This is a genomic window from Pseudomonas sp. R1-1 (assembly GCF_051132135.1).
In the GTDB taxonomy this organism is placed as follows: Bacteria; Pseudomonadota; Gammaproteobacteria; order Pseudomonadales; family Pseudomonadaceae; genus Aquipseudomonas.
Window position 1 is genome coordinate 430,695 of the sequence record NZ_CP071663.1, and the last position, 15,595, is coordinate 446,289.

The 15,595-nt window shown below is 60.5% G+C and carries 14 protein-coding genes; 4 read left to right on the forward strand and 10 right to left on the reverse strand.

Going from position 1 to position 15,595, the window contains the following annotated elements; all coding sequences use genetic code 11:
• Positions 1-41 precede the first annotated feature (41 nt).
• Entirely contained in the window at positions 42-1,433 is a 1,392-nt protein-coding gene (locus tag J3P75_RS01975) for an L-cystine transporter (protein ID WP_434709151.1), read from the reverse strand.
• 239 nt (positions 1,434-1,672) lie between these two features.
• Between J3P75_RS01975 and J3P75_RS01980 the strand changes: the two genes are divergently transcribed.
• Complete coding sequence (locus J3P75_RS01980; RefSeq protein WP_434709152.1) at positions 1,673-2,728, forward strand: haloacid dehalogenase-like hydrolase; 1,056 nt, start codon at positions 1,673-1,675, stop codon at positions 2,726-2,728.
• Between the two features lie 205 nt (positions 2,729-2,933).
• On the opposite strand, the gene ilvD is transcribed toward J3P75_RS01980, so the two are convergent.
• From ilvD to J3P75_RS02010, 6 genes are all read right to left on the reverse strand, one after another.
• Positions 2,934-4,775, reverse strand: coding sequence for a dihydroxy-acid dehydratase (gene ilvD / locus J3P75_RS01985; RefSeq protein ID WP_090287208.1), 1,842 nt, complete (start codon positions 4,773-4,775; stop codon positions 2,934-2,936).
• A 266-nt stretch (positions 4,776-5,041) separates the two neighbouring features.
• A complete protein-coding gene (locus J3P75_RS01990) occupies positions 5,042-6,274 on the reverse strand; it encodes an MFS transporter (protein WP_434709153.1) in 1,233 nt (410 codons plus the stop codon).
• Positions 6,267-7,244 carry a diiron oxygenase gene (locus J3P75_RS01995; RefSeq protein ID WP_434709154.1) on the reverse strand — a complete coding sequence of 326 codons (978 nt, stop codon included), beginning with the start codon at positions 7,242-7,244 and terminating at the stop codon, positions 6,267-6,269. The genes J3P75_RS01990 and J3P75_RS01995 overlap by 8 nt, the downstream gene beginning before the upstream one ends.
• Entirely contained in the window at positions 7,241-8,314 is a 1,074-nt protein-coding gene (locus J3P75_RS02000) for a SagB family peptide dehydrogenase (protein WP_434709155.1), read from the reverse strand. The genes J3P75_RS01995 and J3P75_RS02000 overlap by 4 nt, the downstream gene beginning before the upstream one ends.
• A 440-nt stretch (positions 8,315-8,754) precedes the next feature.
• Entirely contained in the window at positions 8,755-9,951 is a 1,197-nt protein-coding gene (locus J3P75_RS02005; RefSeq protein ID WP_434709157.1) for a class I SAM-dependent rRNA methyltransferase, read from the reverse strand.
• A 162-nt stretch (positions 9,952-10,113) separates the two neighbouring features.
• Positions 10,114-10,653: a type 1 glutamine amidotransferase domain-containing protein gene (locus J3P75_RS02010; RefSeq protein ID WP_434709158.1), complete on the reverse strand. Its 540-nt coding sequence runs from the start codon at positions 10,651-10,653 to the stop codon at positions 10,114-10,116.
• Between the two features lie 227 nt (positions 10,654-10,880).
• Between J3P75_RS02010 and J3P75_RS02015 the strand changes: the two genes are divergently transcribed.
• Genes J3P75_RS02015 through J3P75_RS02025 form a run of 3 tightly spaced genes read left to right on the forward strand, consistent with a single transcriptional unit; the run spans position 10,881 to position 12,898 of the window.
• Positions 10,881-11,693 carry an HDOD domain-containing protein gene (locus tag J3P75_RS02015; protein WP_434711195.1) on the forward strand — a complete coding sequence of 271 codons (813 nt, stop codon included), beginning with the start codon at positions 10,881-10,883 and terminating at the stop codon, positions 11,691-11,693.
• A 12-nt stretch (positions 11,694-11,705) separates the two neighbouring features.
• Positions 11,706-12,518, forward strand: coding sequence for a bifunctional DNA-formamidopyrimidine glycosylase/DNA-(apurinic or apyrimidinic site) lyase (gene mutM / locus J3P75_RS02020; protein WP_090287192.1), 813 nt, complete (start codon positions 11,706-11,708; stop codon positions 12,516-12,518).
• 56 nt (positions 12,519-12,574) lie between these two features.
• Positions 12,575-12,898 (forward strand): multidrug transporter, encoded by a 324-nt coding sequence (locus J3P75_RS02025; RefSeq protein ID WP_434709159.1) that lies wholly within the window; start codon positions 12,575-12,577, stop codon positions 12,896-12,898.
• A gap of 133 nt (positions 12,899-13,031) precedes the next feature.
• On the opposite strand, the gene J3P75_RS02030 is transcribed toward J3P75_RS02025, so the two are convergent.
• The 3 genes from J3P75_RS02030 to J3P75_RS02040 form a co-directional block, all read right to left on the reverse strand.
• A complete protein-coding gene (locus J3P75_RS02030) occupies positions 13,032-13,283 on the reverse strand; it encodes a YfhL family 4Fe-4S dicluster ferredoxin (protein ID WP_003195146.1) in 252 nt (83 codons plus the stop codon).
• A 102-nt stretch (positions 13,284-13,385) separates the two neighbouring features.
• A complete protein-coding gene (gene coaD / locus J3P75_RS02035; RefSeq protein ID WP_042606545.1) occupies positions 13,386-13,865 on the reverse strand; it encodes a pantetheine-phosphate adenylyltransferase in 480 nt (159 codons plus the stop codon).
• Positions 13,866-13,980: 115 nt separating this feature from the next.
• Entirely contained in the window at positions 13,981-15,576 is a 1,596-nt protein-coding gene (locus J3P75_RS02040) for a GMC family oxidoreductase N-terminal domain-containing protein (RefSeq protein WP_434709160.1), read from the reverse strand.
• Between the last annotated feature and the right edge of the window lie 19 nt (positions 15,577-15,595).

Consider the following 15,595-nt stretch of genomic DNA (forward strand, 5'->3'; position numbering starts at 1 on the left):
GGCTGCATTCCCACGCGGAGCGTGGGAACGATCATTTTGGCTTAAGCCTGAGCGAGTTCCGCATGCTCATCAGCATCGAGCAGCTCTTTATCGGTCTGCTGCATCACTTGGCTGGTAATCGCACCGGCGGTGATCGAACCGCTCACGTTCAACGCCGTACGGCCCATATCGATCAGCGGCTCAACCGAAATCAGCAGCGCCACCAGCGACACCGGCAAGCCCATCGCCGGCAATACGATCAGTGCGGCGAAGGTCGCGCCGCCGCCGACACCGGCCACGCCCGCTGAACTCAAGGTCACAATCGCCACCAGCGTGGCGATCCACAGCGGGTCGAGCGGGTTGATGCCCACGGTCGGTGCAACCATCACTGCCAGCATGGCCGGGTACAGGCCGGCGCAACCGTTCTGGCCGATGGTCGCGCCGAACGATGCGGCAAAACTCGCCACCGATGACGGAATACCCAGGCGCCGGGTCTGCGCTTCGATGCTCAGCGGGATGGTCGCTGCGCTCGAACGGCTGGTGAACGCGAACGTCAGTACCGGCCAGATCTTGCGGAAGAACCGCAGCGGGTTGATCCCGGCCGCCGACACCAGCACGCCGTGGACCACGAACATCAGGCCCAGACCCAGGTACGAGACGACGACGAAACTGCCGAGCTTGATGATGTCCTGCAGGTTGGAGCCGGCGACCACTTTGGTCATCAGCGCCAGCACGCCGTACGGGGTCAGTTTCATCACCAGCCGCACCAGTCGCATCACCCAGGCTTGCAGGGTGTCGATGGCGTTGATCACTTTCTGACCTTTCTCGACGTCATCCTTGAGCAGTTGCAGCGCAGCCACGCCAAGGAACGCGGCGAAAATCACCACGCTGATGATCGAGGTCGGCTTGGCCCGCGCCAGATCAGCGAACGGGTTCTGCGGAATGAACGACAGCAGCAGTTGCGGCACATTCAGGTCGGCGACCTTGCCGGCGTAGTCGTTCTGAATGGTTTGCAGACGAGCCATTTCCTGCGTGCCAGCAACCAGCCCCTCGGCGGTGAGACCGAACAGGTTGGTCAGGCCGATGCCGATCAGCGCGGCAATCGCCGTCGTGAACAGCAGCGTGCCGATGGTCAGGAAGCTGATCTTGCCCAGCGACGAAGCGTTGTGCAGACGCGCCACCGCGCTGAGGATCGAGGCGAAGACCAGCGGGATGACGATCATCTGCAGCAACTGCACGTAGCCGTTACCGACCAGATCGAACCAGCCGATCGAGGCTTTCAGTACCGGGTTACCCGCACCGTAAATCGTGTGCAGCGTCACGCCGAACGCCACGCCGAGCACCAGCGCCAGCAAGACTTTTTTCGCCAGGCTCCAGGAGGTGTGGCGGGTTTGCGCCAGACCGACGAGCAGGGCAAGGAACACCAGCAGGTTGAGAATCAACGGTAGATTCATGACGACTCCAGAAAAGACTTTGCCAACAGCCATCCGGGGCTGCTGCGAACCGGCAAGCCTAACAGCTTGATTTGCAATGATTTAATACCGAAATGGCTGGGTGTCCGTCGTTTTTGGAATAAGCACGTGTCGCTGTCGGCAATGCATCTGGCGCGATACGGACGTGTACGGTCGCAGGCAGGCGAGGGTTGTCACGCTTATTTGTTAGCGTCGAACTCTTTCGATCGGGGAGTAGCGCTATGAGAATTGCACGCACGTTGTTGGCGGTAGCACTGGCGGCGGGCCTGGCGGGTCAGGCCTTGGCCACGGACCTCAAGCACTGGCCGGCGGATCAGGCCAAGGCGCTGGAGGCGATGATCGCGGCCAACGCCAACAAGGGTAACTACGCGGTGTTCGATATGGACAACACCAGTTACCGCTACGACCTCGAAGAATCCTTGTTGCCGTTCATGGAAAACAAGGGCCTGATCACCCGCGACAAACTCGACCCGTCGCTGAAACTGATGCCGTTCAAGGACACCGCCGAGCACAAGGAAAGCCTGTTCAGTTACTACTATCGTCTTTGCGAAGTCGACGACATGGTCTGCTACCCGTGGGTGGCGCAAGTGTTCTCCGGTTTCACTCTCAAGGAGCTCAAGGGCTATGTCGATGAGCTGATGGCTTCCGGCAAACCGGTGCCAGCGACCTATTACGAAGGCGATGTGGTGAAGAAACTCGACGTCAACCCGCCGAAGATCTTCACCGGCCAGCAAGAGCTGTACAACAAGCTGATGGAAAACGGCATCGAGGTCTACGTGATGACCGCCGCCTCTGAAGAACTGGTGCGCATGGTCGCGGCGGATCCGAAGTACGGCTACAACGTCAAACCGCAGAACGTCATTGGCGTCAGCTTGCTGCTGAAGAACCGCGAGACGCAAGAACTGACTACCGCGCGCAAGCAGATCACAGCGGGCAAGTATGACGAGCAGGCCAACCTCGGCCTGGAACTGACGCCGTACCTGTGGACCCCGGCGACGTGGATGGCCGGCAAGCACGCGGCGATTCTCACCTACATCGATGAATGGAAAAAACCGGTACTGGTCGGCGGCGACACCCCGACCAGCGACGGCTACATGCTGTTCCACGATGTCGACGTGGCCAAGGGCGGCATCCACTTGTGGATCAACCGCAAGGACAAGTACATGACGCAAATCAACGGCATGATGGCCAAACACGCTGCGGCGCAGGCCAAGGAAGGCTTGCCGGTGACGGCGGATAAAAACTGGGTGATCGTCAAGCCTGAAGATATTCAGTAACCCACACCGTATTCCTGTAGGGACGTGAGCCAGATTTGATCGTTCCCACGCTCCGCGTGGGAATGCAGCCCGTGACGCTCCGCGTCACTGGACGCGGAGCGTCCCTTGAGGCATTCCCACGCAGGAGCGTGGGAACGATCAGTGTCAGACGGATAAAAAATGCCCCGCACGTTGGCGGGGTATTTTTGTTTCTGCGCCTGGACGCTTACAAGCCGTCGAGCATCGCTTTGTTGCGTACAGCACCCTTGTCGGCGCTGGTCGCCAGCAGGGCGTAGGCCTTGAGGGCGGTGGTCACCTTGCGTGGGCGCTGTTCGACCGGTTTCCAGCCTTTTTTGTCCTGTTCGGCACGGCGTGCCGCCAGTTCTTCGTCGCTGACCAACAGGTTGATCGAGCGGTTCGGAATGTCGATCAGCACCTTGTCGCCATCCTGCACCAGACCGATCGCGCCGCCGGCGGCAGCTTCTGGCGAAGCGTGACCGATGGACAGGCCCGACGTGCCGCCGGAGAAACGGCCGTCAGTGAGCAAGGCACAGGCTTTGCCCAGCCCCTTGGATTTCAGGTACGAGGTCGGGTAAAGCATTTCCTGCATGCCCGGGCCACCTTTCGGGCCTTCGTAGCGAATGATCACGATGTCGCCTTCCTTCACTTCGTCTGCGAGGATGCCGCGCACGGCGCTGTCCTGGCTTTCGAAGATCTTCGCGTTGCCTTCGAAGACGTGGATCGACTCGTCGACACCTGCGGTTTTCACCACGCAACCATCCTGCGCGATGTTGCCGTACAGCACGGCCAGGCCACCTTCTTTCGAGTAGGCGTGCTCGAAGCTGCGGATGCAGCCGTTTTCACGGTCGTCGTCCAGCGTTTCCCAACGGGTCGACTGGCTGAACGCAGTCTGCGTCGGAATGCCCGCAGGGCCGGCCTTGAAAAAGTGATGCACAGCCTCGTCGCTGGTCTGGGTGATGTCCCACTTGGCGATGGCTTCTTCCATGCTGCGGCTGTGCACGGTAGGCAGGTCGGTGTGCAGCAGGCCGCCACGGGCCAGCGAACCGAGGATGCTGAAAATGCCGCCGGCGCGGTGCACGTCTTCCATGTGGTACTTCTGAATGTTCGGCGCAACCTTGCACAGCTGCGGAACACTGCGCGAGAGGCGATCAATGTCGCGCAGGTCGAAATCGATTTCGGCTTCCTGAGCGGCGGCGAGCAAGTGCAGGATGGTGTTGGTCGACCCGCCCATGGCGATGTCGAGCATCATCGCGTTCTCGAACGCCTTGAAGTTGGCGATGTTGCGCGGCAACACCGACTCGTCGTTTTCGCCGTAGTAGCGCTTGCACAGCTCGACGATGGTGCGGCCAGCCTGCAGGAACAGTTGCTCGCGGTCGCTGTGGGTGGCGAGCGTCGAACCGTTGCCCGGCAAGGCCAGGCCCAGCGCTTCGGTCAGGCAGTTCATCGAGTTGGCGGTGAACATGCCCGAGCACGAACCGCACGTCGGGCAGGCGCTGCGCTCGTACTCGGCGACTTTCTCGTCAGAAGCGCTGGAGTCGGCGGCGATCACCATGGCGTCGACCAGATCGAGGCCGTGGGAAGCGAGTTTGGTCTTGCCGGCTTCCATCGGGCCGCCGGAAACGAAGATCACTGGAATGTTCAGGCGCAGGGCCGCCATCAACATGCCCGGGGTGATCTTGTCGCAGTTGGAGATGCAGACGATGGCGTCGGCGCAGTGGGCGTTGACCATGTACTCGACGGAGTCGGCGATGATCTCGCGGCTCGGCAGCGAATAGAGCATGCCGTCGTGGCCCATGGCGATGCCGTCATCCACGGCAATGGTGTTGAATTCCTTTGCCACGCCGCCGGCGCGTTCGATTTCGCGGGCGACCAGTTGGCCCAGATCCTTCAGGTGTACGTGACCCGGGACGAACTGGGTGAACGAGTTGGCAATGGCGATGATCGGCTTTTTGAAGTCGTCATCCTTCATCCCCGTAGCGCGCCACAGTGCGCGGGCGCCGGCCATGTTGCGGCCGTGGGTGGATGTTTTGGAACGATAATCTGGCATGGAACACTCCGGGCGGCTAATCAGGTGCTAATCAGGTGCTAAAGGGGAGTGAGCTTCTATGGACCTCTGGAACATGCGGAAATAGCCGTGTGTTTCGGAAGCTGCCGATGACGTTGCGGGATCGCCGCTGGTCTCAGCCTGAGCTCATAAACCCGCCGGGGATGAATGGCGATGAATGAGGCGATTCTACACCGCTGGCGTCTGGAGGGAATGGCGCAACGTGCTGCGCCGTGCAGACGGTCGGTGTGGAATGACGACTGGCAGCTTCAATCGCCGCCGCTCTGCGCCAAGGCACTGGCAGCAAGGTTGCTCGCACGCCGGCTGAGCCGGTGGTTGAGCAGCAGCGCTGTTGCGCTCAACAGCACGAAGCAATAACCCAGCGTCGCTTGCAGATTGCCTGGGCTGAAGCTGATCAACGCGCTGATCAGCCCGCCGCAAATGAAGATGATCGTGCTGCCCGCTGAAGCCGAGGTACCGGCGTTTTCAGGAAACAGGCTCATGGCCCGCGATGTCGCGGCAGGGCGGGCGATGGTGGTGCCAGCGGTGCAGATCAGCATCGGAATCAGCACCGTGACCGGGGCCAGCGCATGCGCAGCGGCCAGATACAGCATTGCCAACCCCGCCAGCAATATCAGGCCGAGCCCGGTGAATATCTGCTGCACCGGGGTGATGCGCCGGTTCAGCACCGCGGCAAGAATGCCACCGACGACATAAGCGGCACCGTATAGCAGCAGAATCAACGAAAAGTCATACGGCGCGAGCTGCAGTTGATCCATGAAGATCAGTGGTGAGATCACGATGAAAGAGAAATGGCAGGCGAAGGCAAACGCCGAGATCAGCCAGTAACCGACAAATTCAAATTCACCCAATACGCGGCGATAGGCGCGGATGAAGCCGACCCGTGCACGGCTGTCAGCCGGCCGGCTGTTTTGCAAAAACACCCAGGCCTTGACCAGCACCACGGCAGACAGCGCCGTGAATACCCAGAAGCTGCCGCGCCAGCCGAGCGTGGCCTGCAGAAAAGTCCCGGCCAGCGGCGACACCGAGATGAAAATCCCGGTGGCCGTGACCATCAGGATGCGCAGCCGGTCGCGCTCAGCCCCTTCGAACAGATCCTGCACCAGCGCCTGGGACAGCACGAAGCATCCGCATCCCACGGCTTGCATGACCCGGAATATCAGAAACAGCGTGTAATCGCGGGTCATTACGCAACCGACTGCGCCGAGCATCGACACGCTCATGCCCGCCAGCAGTAAGCCCTTGCGGCCGATCACGTCGGACAGGGGGCCGATCAACAACTGGGCAAACGCGATGCCCACCGCAAACAGGCTGATCGATAGCGCAATGTCTGCCGGTGAACGGGCAAAGTGCGCCGCCAATGCCGGAAACGAGGGCAGCAACACATCCAGCGGGAATACGCCAAGCAGCACCATCGCCAGCAACAGGCCCACCGCTGCGCGGCGCTGCCTGACGGTTACCACGGAGGTTGCCTTATGCATCGATCAGTCCTGCCCTGGCAAAAAGTGTCTGGTTATGGGGCAATGCAAAAAAACCGGCCTTGCGCAGTGCATCCAGCGTAGCGATGGCACCTGATCGCGCCCGTGCGCGATTGGCCTGCACGGTGGCCATGCCGCTGACGATTTCCATTACGTCCGTCTCGGCAATGCCCGCGCCGCGCAGGCTCTGTTGCAACCAGCGTTCGTCGGCCTCGAAAAAAATACCGATGATTTCCAGCAGGGTCCTGCTGACGAAGGTGCGCTGGCGGCTGAGCATCGACAGCCAGAGGTAATGGAACACTTCGGCGAAATAACGGCTGTGGCGGGCCTCGTCGGTCAGGTGGTCGCGCAGCATGTCACTCACGCTGGACACCAGGCTGTCGCGACACACGTCCAGCAGCTCGCGGGCGATGATGGTTTCCGAGACGAAGCCGAGCAGAAACCATGCCAGTGGTCGGTGCTTTTCCGGAGTGCGGGCGATCAAGGCGTTGAGGCGTGCGATGCGCTTGGGCAGTGCCGGACGCCCGCTGATGCCATAGAAACCGGCGATCTGCTCAGCCAGCCGATTGGAGAACAACGCGTGGTAGCCCTCGTCGGTATAAAGCTGCAACGCCGCGTGTTTCATCGCCAGCGGCACGAAAACCGGCAGCTCGCGGTGCACGATCACTTCCACGGCGCGATTGACGATGCGGTGTTCGAGCAGGGTGGTGTAATCGAGAAAGTGCACCAGGTGGTTGGCGGACAATCGGTGCTGCACGTCGAGCCCTGCCGCCTGGATGGCCGGGTGCGCCAGATAGGGAATGAAGGCTGGCGGAAACCAGTGACGGGTTTGCAGCTGCGCGGCCACGTCGTCCGGTAACAGATAGTCATGGGTACTGCTGCGCACCGAGGCGCGGCTTTCCCAATCCTTGAGGGTGAATTTCAGTGCCCATGACACAGGCGCCTCATCCGGCTCGGCCGTCGTCAGGCTCATGCTTGGCCCTCGCTCAGCAGTTGATGGATCTCGTCGCACATCGCTTGGCCGTCACTGTGCCCACAGCCGACGAAGAACAGCGGTTGTTCGGCGCTGCCCTCAAGCGAAAGCAGGGCTTCGACCTGCTGATCGGCAAACGCACCGGTCAGCCAGCTGTTGAGGCCAAGCGCGGTGGCGACCAACTGGAAGGATTGCGACAGGTGGCCGGCCTCGACGAAGGCCATGCGGTAGGCCCGTGAGTGTTCGTATTTCCACCAGAGCCGGTCAAAACGCGCGGTGATGAACACGCCCAACGGCAGGTTGTTGATGAAATGCTGGCCAGCGAGCAATTGGCCCAGTGCGGGCTCTGGCAAAGGATTGACCGGGCTCAGTGAATGCTCGGCCGGATGGTAGCTGTAGACGCCCGGCTCCAGGTCATCGACGTTCTGCACCAGCAAAAAGGCTTCGCAGGCATTCAGCCCGCCAGCGGAAGGGCTGCTTCGACGGGCGCCGAGGCCGTGGGCGATGCTGTCGTCGCGGTCATGCTCGCGTTCTTCGAGATAACCGAAAGACAGATAAAGCAGCGTACCGAGATCATCCAGCGTGACCGCTGCGCCTGTGTAGGTCCGACAGGTTTTACGCTGCAGCAGGGCGCGCATCAGGCTCTCGTCTTTCAAGGCGCGGGGCCGGGGCAGAGCAATGCGTCGGTCTGCCTTGCATCCCGGACGATCAGTCGTCGGTGGCGGTGCGGCGAGCACTTCATTGCAGTGGGCCAGATAATGTCTGGACCACTCATGGATATTCTGTGGCGTATGTTCACAGGGAATATTCTGGGTGCCGATATGATAAATCCTCGACAGTTCGTCCCAGCCCCACAGTGAGTCGTCGGGTTTTGAATTGGTTAGAATGCTTGCATTCAATAGTTCGGTGTCTATGATGTTTTGCGTGTCGTACAGTTCGGGGTTGTCGATTAATTGCGCAAGACGAATTGTATAGTCGAGACCAAGTTCATATTGAGTGTGGTCTTTATAGTTCCAGATGACTTGTCCGGAAGGGCGCGGCAATATGAAAAGAAAGGGATTGATGTGCATGAGGATATTCACTCTGGGTAAAGTCAAAAGGACGCCGGGTGCCGGCACTCCCCGGCGTCCTGCCTTACTTAGCGGGCTTTAGCGGCAACCAGAAAAGCCAGGTTTGCGAGTTTTTTACTTTCCAGAGAAATACTTTTCATGATCTGAACTCCATGTTCATTGATAGTTGAGGTCACCTCGTGGTGACAACTTCATAATAGTTTGTAATGGACTATTGGCAAGCGGATATTCGGTAGGAAAATTCCAGTAATTTTGTCAGAGCTATCTTTGTGCTTAATTGAACTTGTAGGCAAGGTTTCAATAATTGAAAGGCGGAGAGAAACGTCCTGCATGGCTGGAGGAAAGTAATTGTAGGAAGTTTGCAGAACAGTCGAAAAAACACACCGGGCGGTGTACAAACAAACGGGGGAGCCTGCTGGCTCCCCCGTTATCCGCGCGAATCAGCTGTTGGGCAGCAGGCGGCAGGTAATGCTCTTGATGTAGCGAGTTTCGGCGATGGCCGGGTGTACCGGGTGGTCCGGACCCTGCCCGCCACGCTCCAGCAACTGAATGTTGCGATCCAGGTGACGGGCGCTGGTCAGCAGGATGTTCTGCAGATCGTCCTCGGGCAGGTGCATCGAGCACGACGCGCTGACCAGGATGCCGTCCTTGTTGAGCAGGCGCATGGCTTGCTCGTTCAGGCGACGGTAAGCGCCTTCGCCGTTTTTCATGTCTTTCTTGCGCTTGATGAAGGCAGGCGGGTCGGCAACGATCACGTCGAAACGCTCTTCGCTGGCTTTCAGCTCTTTCAGGGCCTCAAAGACATCGCCTTCGATGCAGGTCATCTTGTCGGCGAAACCGTTCAGCGCCGCGTTACGCTCAACACCGTCGAGGGCGAACGCCGAAGCGTCGACGCAGAACACTTCGCTGGCGCCGAATGCGGCCGCTTGCACACCCCAGCCACCGATGTAGCTGTAGAGGTCGAGGACGCGTTTGCCTTTGGCGTAAGGAGCGAGGCGGGCGCGGTTCATGCGGTGATCGTAGAACCAGCCGGTTTTCTGCCCCTGAATCACCGGCGCTTCGAATTTCACGCCGTTCTCTTCCAGTGCAACCCATTCCGGGACCAGACCGAACACGGTTTCGACGTAGCGGTTGAGGCCTTCGGCATCACGGGCGGCGGAGTCGTTCTTGAACAGAATGCCGCTTGGCTTGAGCACTTGGGTCAGGGCGGCGATCACGTCGTCCTTGTGCGCTTCCATGGTCGCCGATGCAATCTGCACCACCAGAATGTCGCCGAAACGGTCGACCACCAGGCCCGGCAACAGGTCGGAATCGCCGTAGACCAGGCGGTAGAACGGCTTGTCGAACAGACGCTCGCGCAGCGACAGGGCCACGTTCAAGCGGTGCACCACCAAGGACTTGTCCAGCGCCACTTTAATGTCGCGCGACAGCAAACGGGCACAGATCAGGTTGTTCGGGCTCATCGCGACGATGCCCAACGGCTTGCCACCCGCGGCTTCGAGAATGGCCTGATCGCCGGCATTGAAGCCGTGCAGCGGGGTAGCGGCTACATCGATTTCGTTGCTGTAGACCCACAGGTGACCGGCGCGCAGGCGACGGTCGGCGTTGGCTTTGAGGCGCAAGCTAGGCAGGGACATGACGTCGCTCCGGAAAAAAGAGCGGGAGTATAGCGTGTTGAAGTTTGCGCAGGGCCGTGGATGCGATGAAACGCTGATGGCGCCTTCGCAAGCAGGCTCGCTCCACATTGGTATTACGAATACCAGTGGGAGCGAGCCTGCTTGCGCAAGGGGTGCCGAAGATTACGCAGCCAGTGCGTCGATCAAAGCCTGACTGAACGCCGGCACATCGTCCGGCTGACGGCTGCTGATCAGCTTGCCGTCCTTGACCACTTCCTGATCCACCCAGTTGGCACCGGCATTGACCAGATCGTCCTTGAGGGTTTTGTAACTGGTCATGGTCTTGCCATCGACCAGCCCCGCGGAAATCAGCAGCCAGCCGCCATGACAGATCACCGCGATCGGCTTGCCGGCCGATGCGGCGGACTTGACCAGTTGCTGGGCATTTTCATCGATGCGGATGGTGTCCGAGTTCTGCACACCGCCGGGCAGGACCACGGCGTCGTACTGATCGATGTTGACGGCCTGGAAGGTATTGGCGACGGGGAAGTCGTCCGCTGGTTTGTCATGATTCCAGCCTTTGACCGTGCCGGATTTCGCCGAGAGGATTTCGGTCTGCGCGCCGGCCTGGTCGAGGGCGTCCTTGGGACCTGTCAGTTCCACCTGTTCGAAACCATCGGTTACCAGAAAAGCGACGCGTTTGCCGTTCAGGGAATTAGCCATCGATAAGCTCCTGAGTCTGTGGGGATTTTTCACCGCGCCGGACCTGAAAAGTGCAGCGGGCCTCACACAGTCCGAAGCCTGGGCTTGAATGAAAGTTCCGGCGATGTGCCCGTCGGTGTGTCGCCCCGCGTTTTCAGCGGTTAGAATCGCCGCCTGTCCCAGAGTGTGTACTTATGTCCCAAGAGCTGACCACCGAACAGATTCAACAATCGCTGCAAGGCATCAGTGTGCCGGCGCAACCGCAGATCATGGTGGATCTGCAAATGGAGCAGTACATGCCCGACCCGGATCTGGAGGTGATCGCCAAGCTGATCTCCCAGGACCCGGGCCTGTCCGGCGCACTGCTGAAAATCGTCAATTCGCCTTATTACGGCCTGAGCAACAAGATCACTTCGATCCAGCGCGCGGTGAACCTGCTCGGCAGCCGTTCGATCATCAACCTGATCAACGCGCAGTCGATCAAGGGCGAAATGAACGACGACACCATCGTCACCCTCAACCGCTTCTGGGACACTGCTCAGGATGTGGCGATGACCTGCCTGACCCTGGCCAAGCGCATCGGCACCCAGGCCGGCGATGAAGCCTATGCGTTGGGGCTGTTCCACGATTGTGGCGTGCCGTTGATGCTGCAGCGCTTCCCCGATTACATGATCGTACTCGAAGAGGCCTACGCCAGCGCCAGCCCGGAATGCCGGGTGGTCGACACGGAAAACCGTGTGTTCAACACCAACCATGCCGTGGTCGGTTACTACACCGCAAAATCCTGGCGCCTGCCAGAGCATGTCAGCGCGGCCATCGCCAATCACCACAACGCGTTGGCGATCTTCAGCGACGAGTCGTCGAAGAACAGCCAGCTGAAAAACCTGCTGGCGATTCTGAAGATGGCCGAAAACATCTGCGCGTCGTATCGGGTACTGGGCAACCAGACCGAAGACTTCGAGTGGAACGCCGTTGGCCCGCTGGTGCTCGATTACGTAGGCCTGTCGGACTACGACTTCGAAACCCTCAAGCAAACGATCCGCGACCTCGGCGCGCATTGATTCGAGGACAGCATGCCTGAACTGCCGGAAGTCGAAACCACCCGCCGCGGCATCGCCCCGCATCTGGAAGGCCAGCGCGTCAGCCGGGTGATTGTGCGTGACCGGCGGCTACGCTGGCCGATCCCTGAAGATCTCGACGTGCGCCTGTCGGGGCAGCGCATCGTGCTGGTCGAGCGCCGCGCCAAGTACCTGTTGATCAATGCCGAGGTCGGCACGCTGATCAGCCATCTGGGCATGTCGGGCAATCTACGTCTGGTCGAAGCCGGGTTGCCGGCGCTCAAGCACGAGCACGTCGACATCGAGCTGGAGTCGGGGCTGGCGCTGCGCTACACCGATCCGCGGCGTTTCGGTGCGATGTTGTGGAGCAGCGATCCGCTCAATCATGAATTGCTGATTCGCCTCGGGCCGGAACCGCTGACCGATCTGTTCGATGGCGAGCGGCTGTTTCAGCTGTCGCGCGGGCGGGCGATGGCGGTCAAGCCGTTCATCATGGACAACGCCGTGGTGGTCGGGGTCGGCAATATCTACGCGACCGAAGCGCTGTTTGCCGCCGGGATCGATCCGCGTCGAGCAGCCGGCGGAATTTCCCGAGGGCGCTATCTGAAGCTGGCGATCGAGATCAAACGCATCCTCGCCGCAGCGATCGAGCGCGGCGGCACCACGCTGCGTGATTTCATCGGCGGCGACGGGCAGCCGGGATATTTCCAGCAGGAGCTGTTTGTCTATGGCCGCGGCGGTGAACACTGCAAGGTCTGCGGCACCGGCCTGCGCGAGGTCAAGCTTGGGCAGCGCGCCAGTGTGTTCTGCCCGCGCTGCCAGACCTGAAAACATCCTCGGGTCTATAATGAGGAGTCTCACTGCTCAGCCCGAAGGATCGCGCCATGAAATGCCTGCAAGTCCTCTTCGTCACGCTGCTGTTGTGTTCCAGTCTGGTCGCCCGGGCCACGGAAAGCGGCAGCGGTGATCCGCGCTACACCATCCAGAACCCACCGGCCTACGCCATGCTCGGCGATCTATTGATCGCCCGGCCATTATTGGTCGTGGCCACAGTGATCGGTGCCGGCGCGTTTGTCGTGTCGTTGCCGTTCACCGCGCTGGGCGGCGGAGTCGGCGATGCGGGGAAGGCGCTGGTGGTCGACCCGGCGAAGGCTGCTTTTGTGCGCTGTCTGGGGTGTACGGGGGAGGGGTTTGAGCAGCGCGAGTGAGCTGATCAGATTTCAGCAGTGTGGCTGATGGCCCTATCGCCAGCAGGCTGGCTCCCACAGGGAATGTGCATCGACACAAAACCACTGTGGGAGCCAGCCTGCTGGCGAAGAGGACCTGACAGGCGCTGAAAAATCAGGCCTTGCCGGTAATCTTGCGGTACTTCTCCATCAATTGCTCTTCAGTCTCCGGATGGGCTTCGTCCAGGGGAATGCAATCCACCGGGCAAACCTGCTGGCACTGCGGTTCGTCGTAGTGGCCGACGCACTGGGTGCACAGGTTGGGGTCGATCACGTAGATCTCTTCGCCTTGGGAGATGGCGGCGTTCGGGCACTCGGGTTCGCAGACGTCGCAGTTGATGCAATCGTCGGTGATGATCAGGGACATGCTAACTCCAGCCGGGGCGGCAGGCCCGGGCGCTATAAATCAATGCGCGCAATTGTGCCGCATTGGCGCCCGCAGTGCACGCGGGCGCCGTTTGAACGGTCGTTACTTTTTAAAGCGCAGGGTCAGCGCATCGGCCACGGCCGGGTGGACGAACTTGCTGATATCGCCGCCCAGCGCGGCAATTTCCCGTACCAGCGTCGAGGAAATGAACGAATAGCGTTCCGACGGCGTGAGAAACAGACTCTCCACATCCGGCGCCAGCTGGCGGTTCATGTTGGCCAGCTGGAATTCGTATTCGAAGTCCGACACCGCGCGCAAACCACGCAAGAACACATTGGCGTTCTGCTCTTTAGCGAAATGCGCCAGCAGCGTCGAGAAACCGACCACTTCCACGTTCGGCAAGTGCCGGGTGACTTCGCGCGCCAGTTCCACGCGTTGTTCCAGCGGGAACAGCGGGTTCTTTTTCGGGCTGGCGGCGACAGCAATGATCACATGGTCGAACAGGCGCGAGGCGCGTTCGACCAGATCGCCATGGCCCTTGGTAATAGGGTCGAAGGTACCTGGGTACAACACTCGGTTCATCGCGTCGTCCTGGCGGGAGTCCGTTGGGGAGTCGGATGGTATCGCAGCCTAACCGGTCGGCCAAGTCGCGTGTTGGGTAAGAACGCACTATAGACGCCGGCAATCATCGGTTTTTTCATGGGTTTCTCAGCCGATCGGCGAGGGACGTCGCGAGTTGCGCGGTCAAGCCATACACCGACAATTGCGGGTTGGCGCCAATGCTGGTGGGGAACAGCGAGCCGTCGTGAATCGACAGATTGGCCAATTGATGATGGCGCCCGAGACTGTCGGTCACCGCGCTTCTGGCATCCTCACCCATGGCGCAGCCGCCCATCACATGGGCGCTGCCCAGGCGCGTGCGATACAGCTCAAGGCTCAGCCCGTCGATCAGGCTGCGCGCTTCGCCCAGGGTTTTCACGTAGCGGGCGTCGGCATGCATTGGCATCACCGATTTCGCGCCACCGGCGAACTGGATTTCCGCCATGACGTGAAAGGCCCGGCGCAGACCGTCCCAGGCGTAGGGTGAAAGCTGATAGTCGAGCACCGGCGAACCGTCGCCGCGCAGCTCGACCGAGCCACCCACGCTATCCGGGTGAAAACCGTCACGCAGCAAGGCGAGCATGGCGTGGGTGTGCGGCAGGTCGGCCATGTGCTGCGCATTTTCTGCACCAAAGCCGCCGAGCAACGTCGCCGCGAGCGCCGGATGCAGTGGCGGCACTTCGAGTTTGAAGGCCATCGGCCCGGTGGTGCCGTCCTTCCACTGGAAATGGTCGGAGTAAATCGACTGCGGCGCGCCGTAGAACGGGTTGATGACTTCGTCAAAGCGCGCGGCGGACATGTTCACCGGGTGCAGGAACGTACGCTTGCCAAGATTCTCATGCGGGTCCGGCGCGTCCGAACGCAGCAGCAGCGCCGGGCTGTTGATGCCGCCCCCCGCCAGCACGTAATGCCGCGCCTGAACGGTGATGCGCCGACCTGTCGGCTCGACGCAGCGCTCGTCCATGGCCACGCATTGCAGACCGGCCACCTTGTCGCCGCTGATCAACAGTTTTTCTGCACGCGCCAGATAAAGCAGCTCGCCACCCTTTTCCAACGTCGCCGGAATGGTCGTAACCAGCATCGATTGCTTGGCATTGGCCGGGCAGCCCATGCCGCAATAACCCAAATTCCAGCAGCCACGTACATTGCGCGGAATCACATGCCAGCTATAACCGAGCTGTTCGCAGCCTTTGCGGATCACGTCATTATTGGCATTCGGCGGCACCCTCCACGGCGCAACGCCGAGACGCTGCTCCATTTTTTCGAACCACGGTGCCATTTCGACCGGGCTGTGGCCTTTGACGTTGTGTTCCCGAGCCCAGTGTTCGAGGGTCGGATCGGGCGTGCGAAAGCTCGAAGTCCAATTGATCAGCGTCGTGCCGCCGACCGCGCGGCCTTGCAGGATAGTGATCGCACCGTCCTTGCTCATGCGCCCGATGCCTTCCTGATAGAGACTGCTGTAGGCCTGGCCCTCAAGCAGTTTGAAGTCGGAGCTGGTTTTCAGCGGGCCTTCTTCGATCAGCAGGACTTTGTAGCCGGCCGCGCTGAGAATTTCCGCAGTGGTACCGCCGCCAGCGCCGCTGCCGATGATCGCTACGTCGGCTTCAAGGGTCAGGTCATCGGTCAGTTGCGAACCGTTGTAGGTTTTCCAGCCGCGGGCGAGGCCTTCGCGGAAAGGATCGGGTACGGGCATCGGTCGGGCTCTCTTTTAT

Excerpts from the sequence above, each read along its gene's own strand:
- J3P75_RS01975 (WP_434709151.1), bottom strand. The coding sequence starts at position 1,433 with ATGAATCTACCGTTGATTCTCAACCTGCTGGTGTTCCTTGCCCTGCTC.
- J3P75_RS01980 (WP_434709152.1), top strand. The coding sequence starts at position 1,673 with ATGAGAATTGCACGCACGTTGTTGGCGGTAGCACTGGCGGCGGGCCTG.
- ilvD (WP_090287208.1), bottom strand. The coding sequence starts at position 4,775 with ATGCCAGATTATCGTTCCAAAACATCCACCCACGGCCGCAACATGGCC.
- J3P75_RS01990 (WP_434709153.1), bottom strand. The coding sequence starts at position 6,274 with ATGCATAAGGCAACCTCCGTGGTAACCGTCAGGCAGCGCCGCGCAGCG.
- J3P75_RS01995 (WP_434709154.1), bottom strand. The coding sequence starts at position 7,244 with ATGAGCCTGACGACGGCCGAGCCGGATGAGGCGCCTGTGTCATGGGCA.
- J3P75_RS02000 (WP_434709155.1), bottom strand. The coding sequence starts at position 8,314 with ATGCACATCAATCCCTTTCTTTTCATATTGCCGCGCCCTTCCGGACAA.
- J3P75_RS02005 (WP_434709157.1), bottom strand. The coding sequence starts at position 9,951 with ATGTCCCTGCCTAGCTTGCGCCTCAAAGCCAACGCCGACCGTCGCCTG.
- J3P75_RS02010 (WP_434709158.1), bottom strand. The coding sequence starts at position 10,653 with ATGGCTAATTCCCTGAACGGCAAACGCGTCGCTTTTCTGGTAACCGAT.
- mutM (WP_090287192.1), top strand. The coding sequence starts at position 11,706 with ATGCCTGAACTGCCGGAAGTCGAAACCACCCGCCGCGGCATCGCCCCG.
- J3P75_RS02025 (WP_434709159.1), top strand. The coding sequence starts at position 12,575 with ATGAAATGCCTGCAAGTCCTCTTCGTCACGCTGCTGTTGTGTTCCAGT.
- J3P75_RS02030 (WP_003195146.1), bottom strand. The coding sequence starts at position 13,283 with ATGTCCCTGATCATCACCGACGATTGCATCAACTGCGACGTCTGCGAA.
- coaD (WP_042606545.1), bottom strand. The coding sequence starts at position 13,865 with ATGAACCGAGTGTTGTACCCAGGTACCTTCGACCCTATTACCAAGGGC.
- J3P75_RS02040 (WP_434709160.1), bottom strand. The coding sequence starts at position 15,576 with ATGCCCGTACCCGATCCTTTCCGCGAAGGCCTCGCCCGCGGCTGGAAA.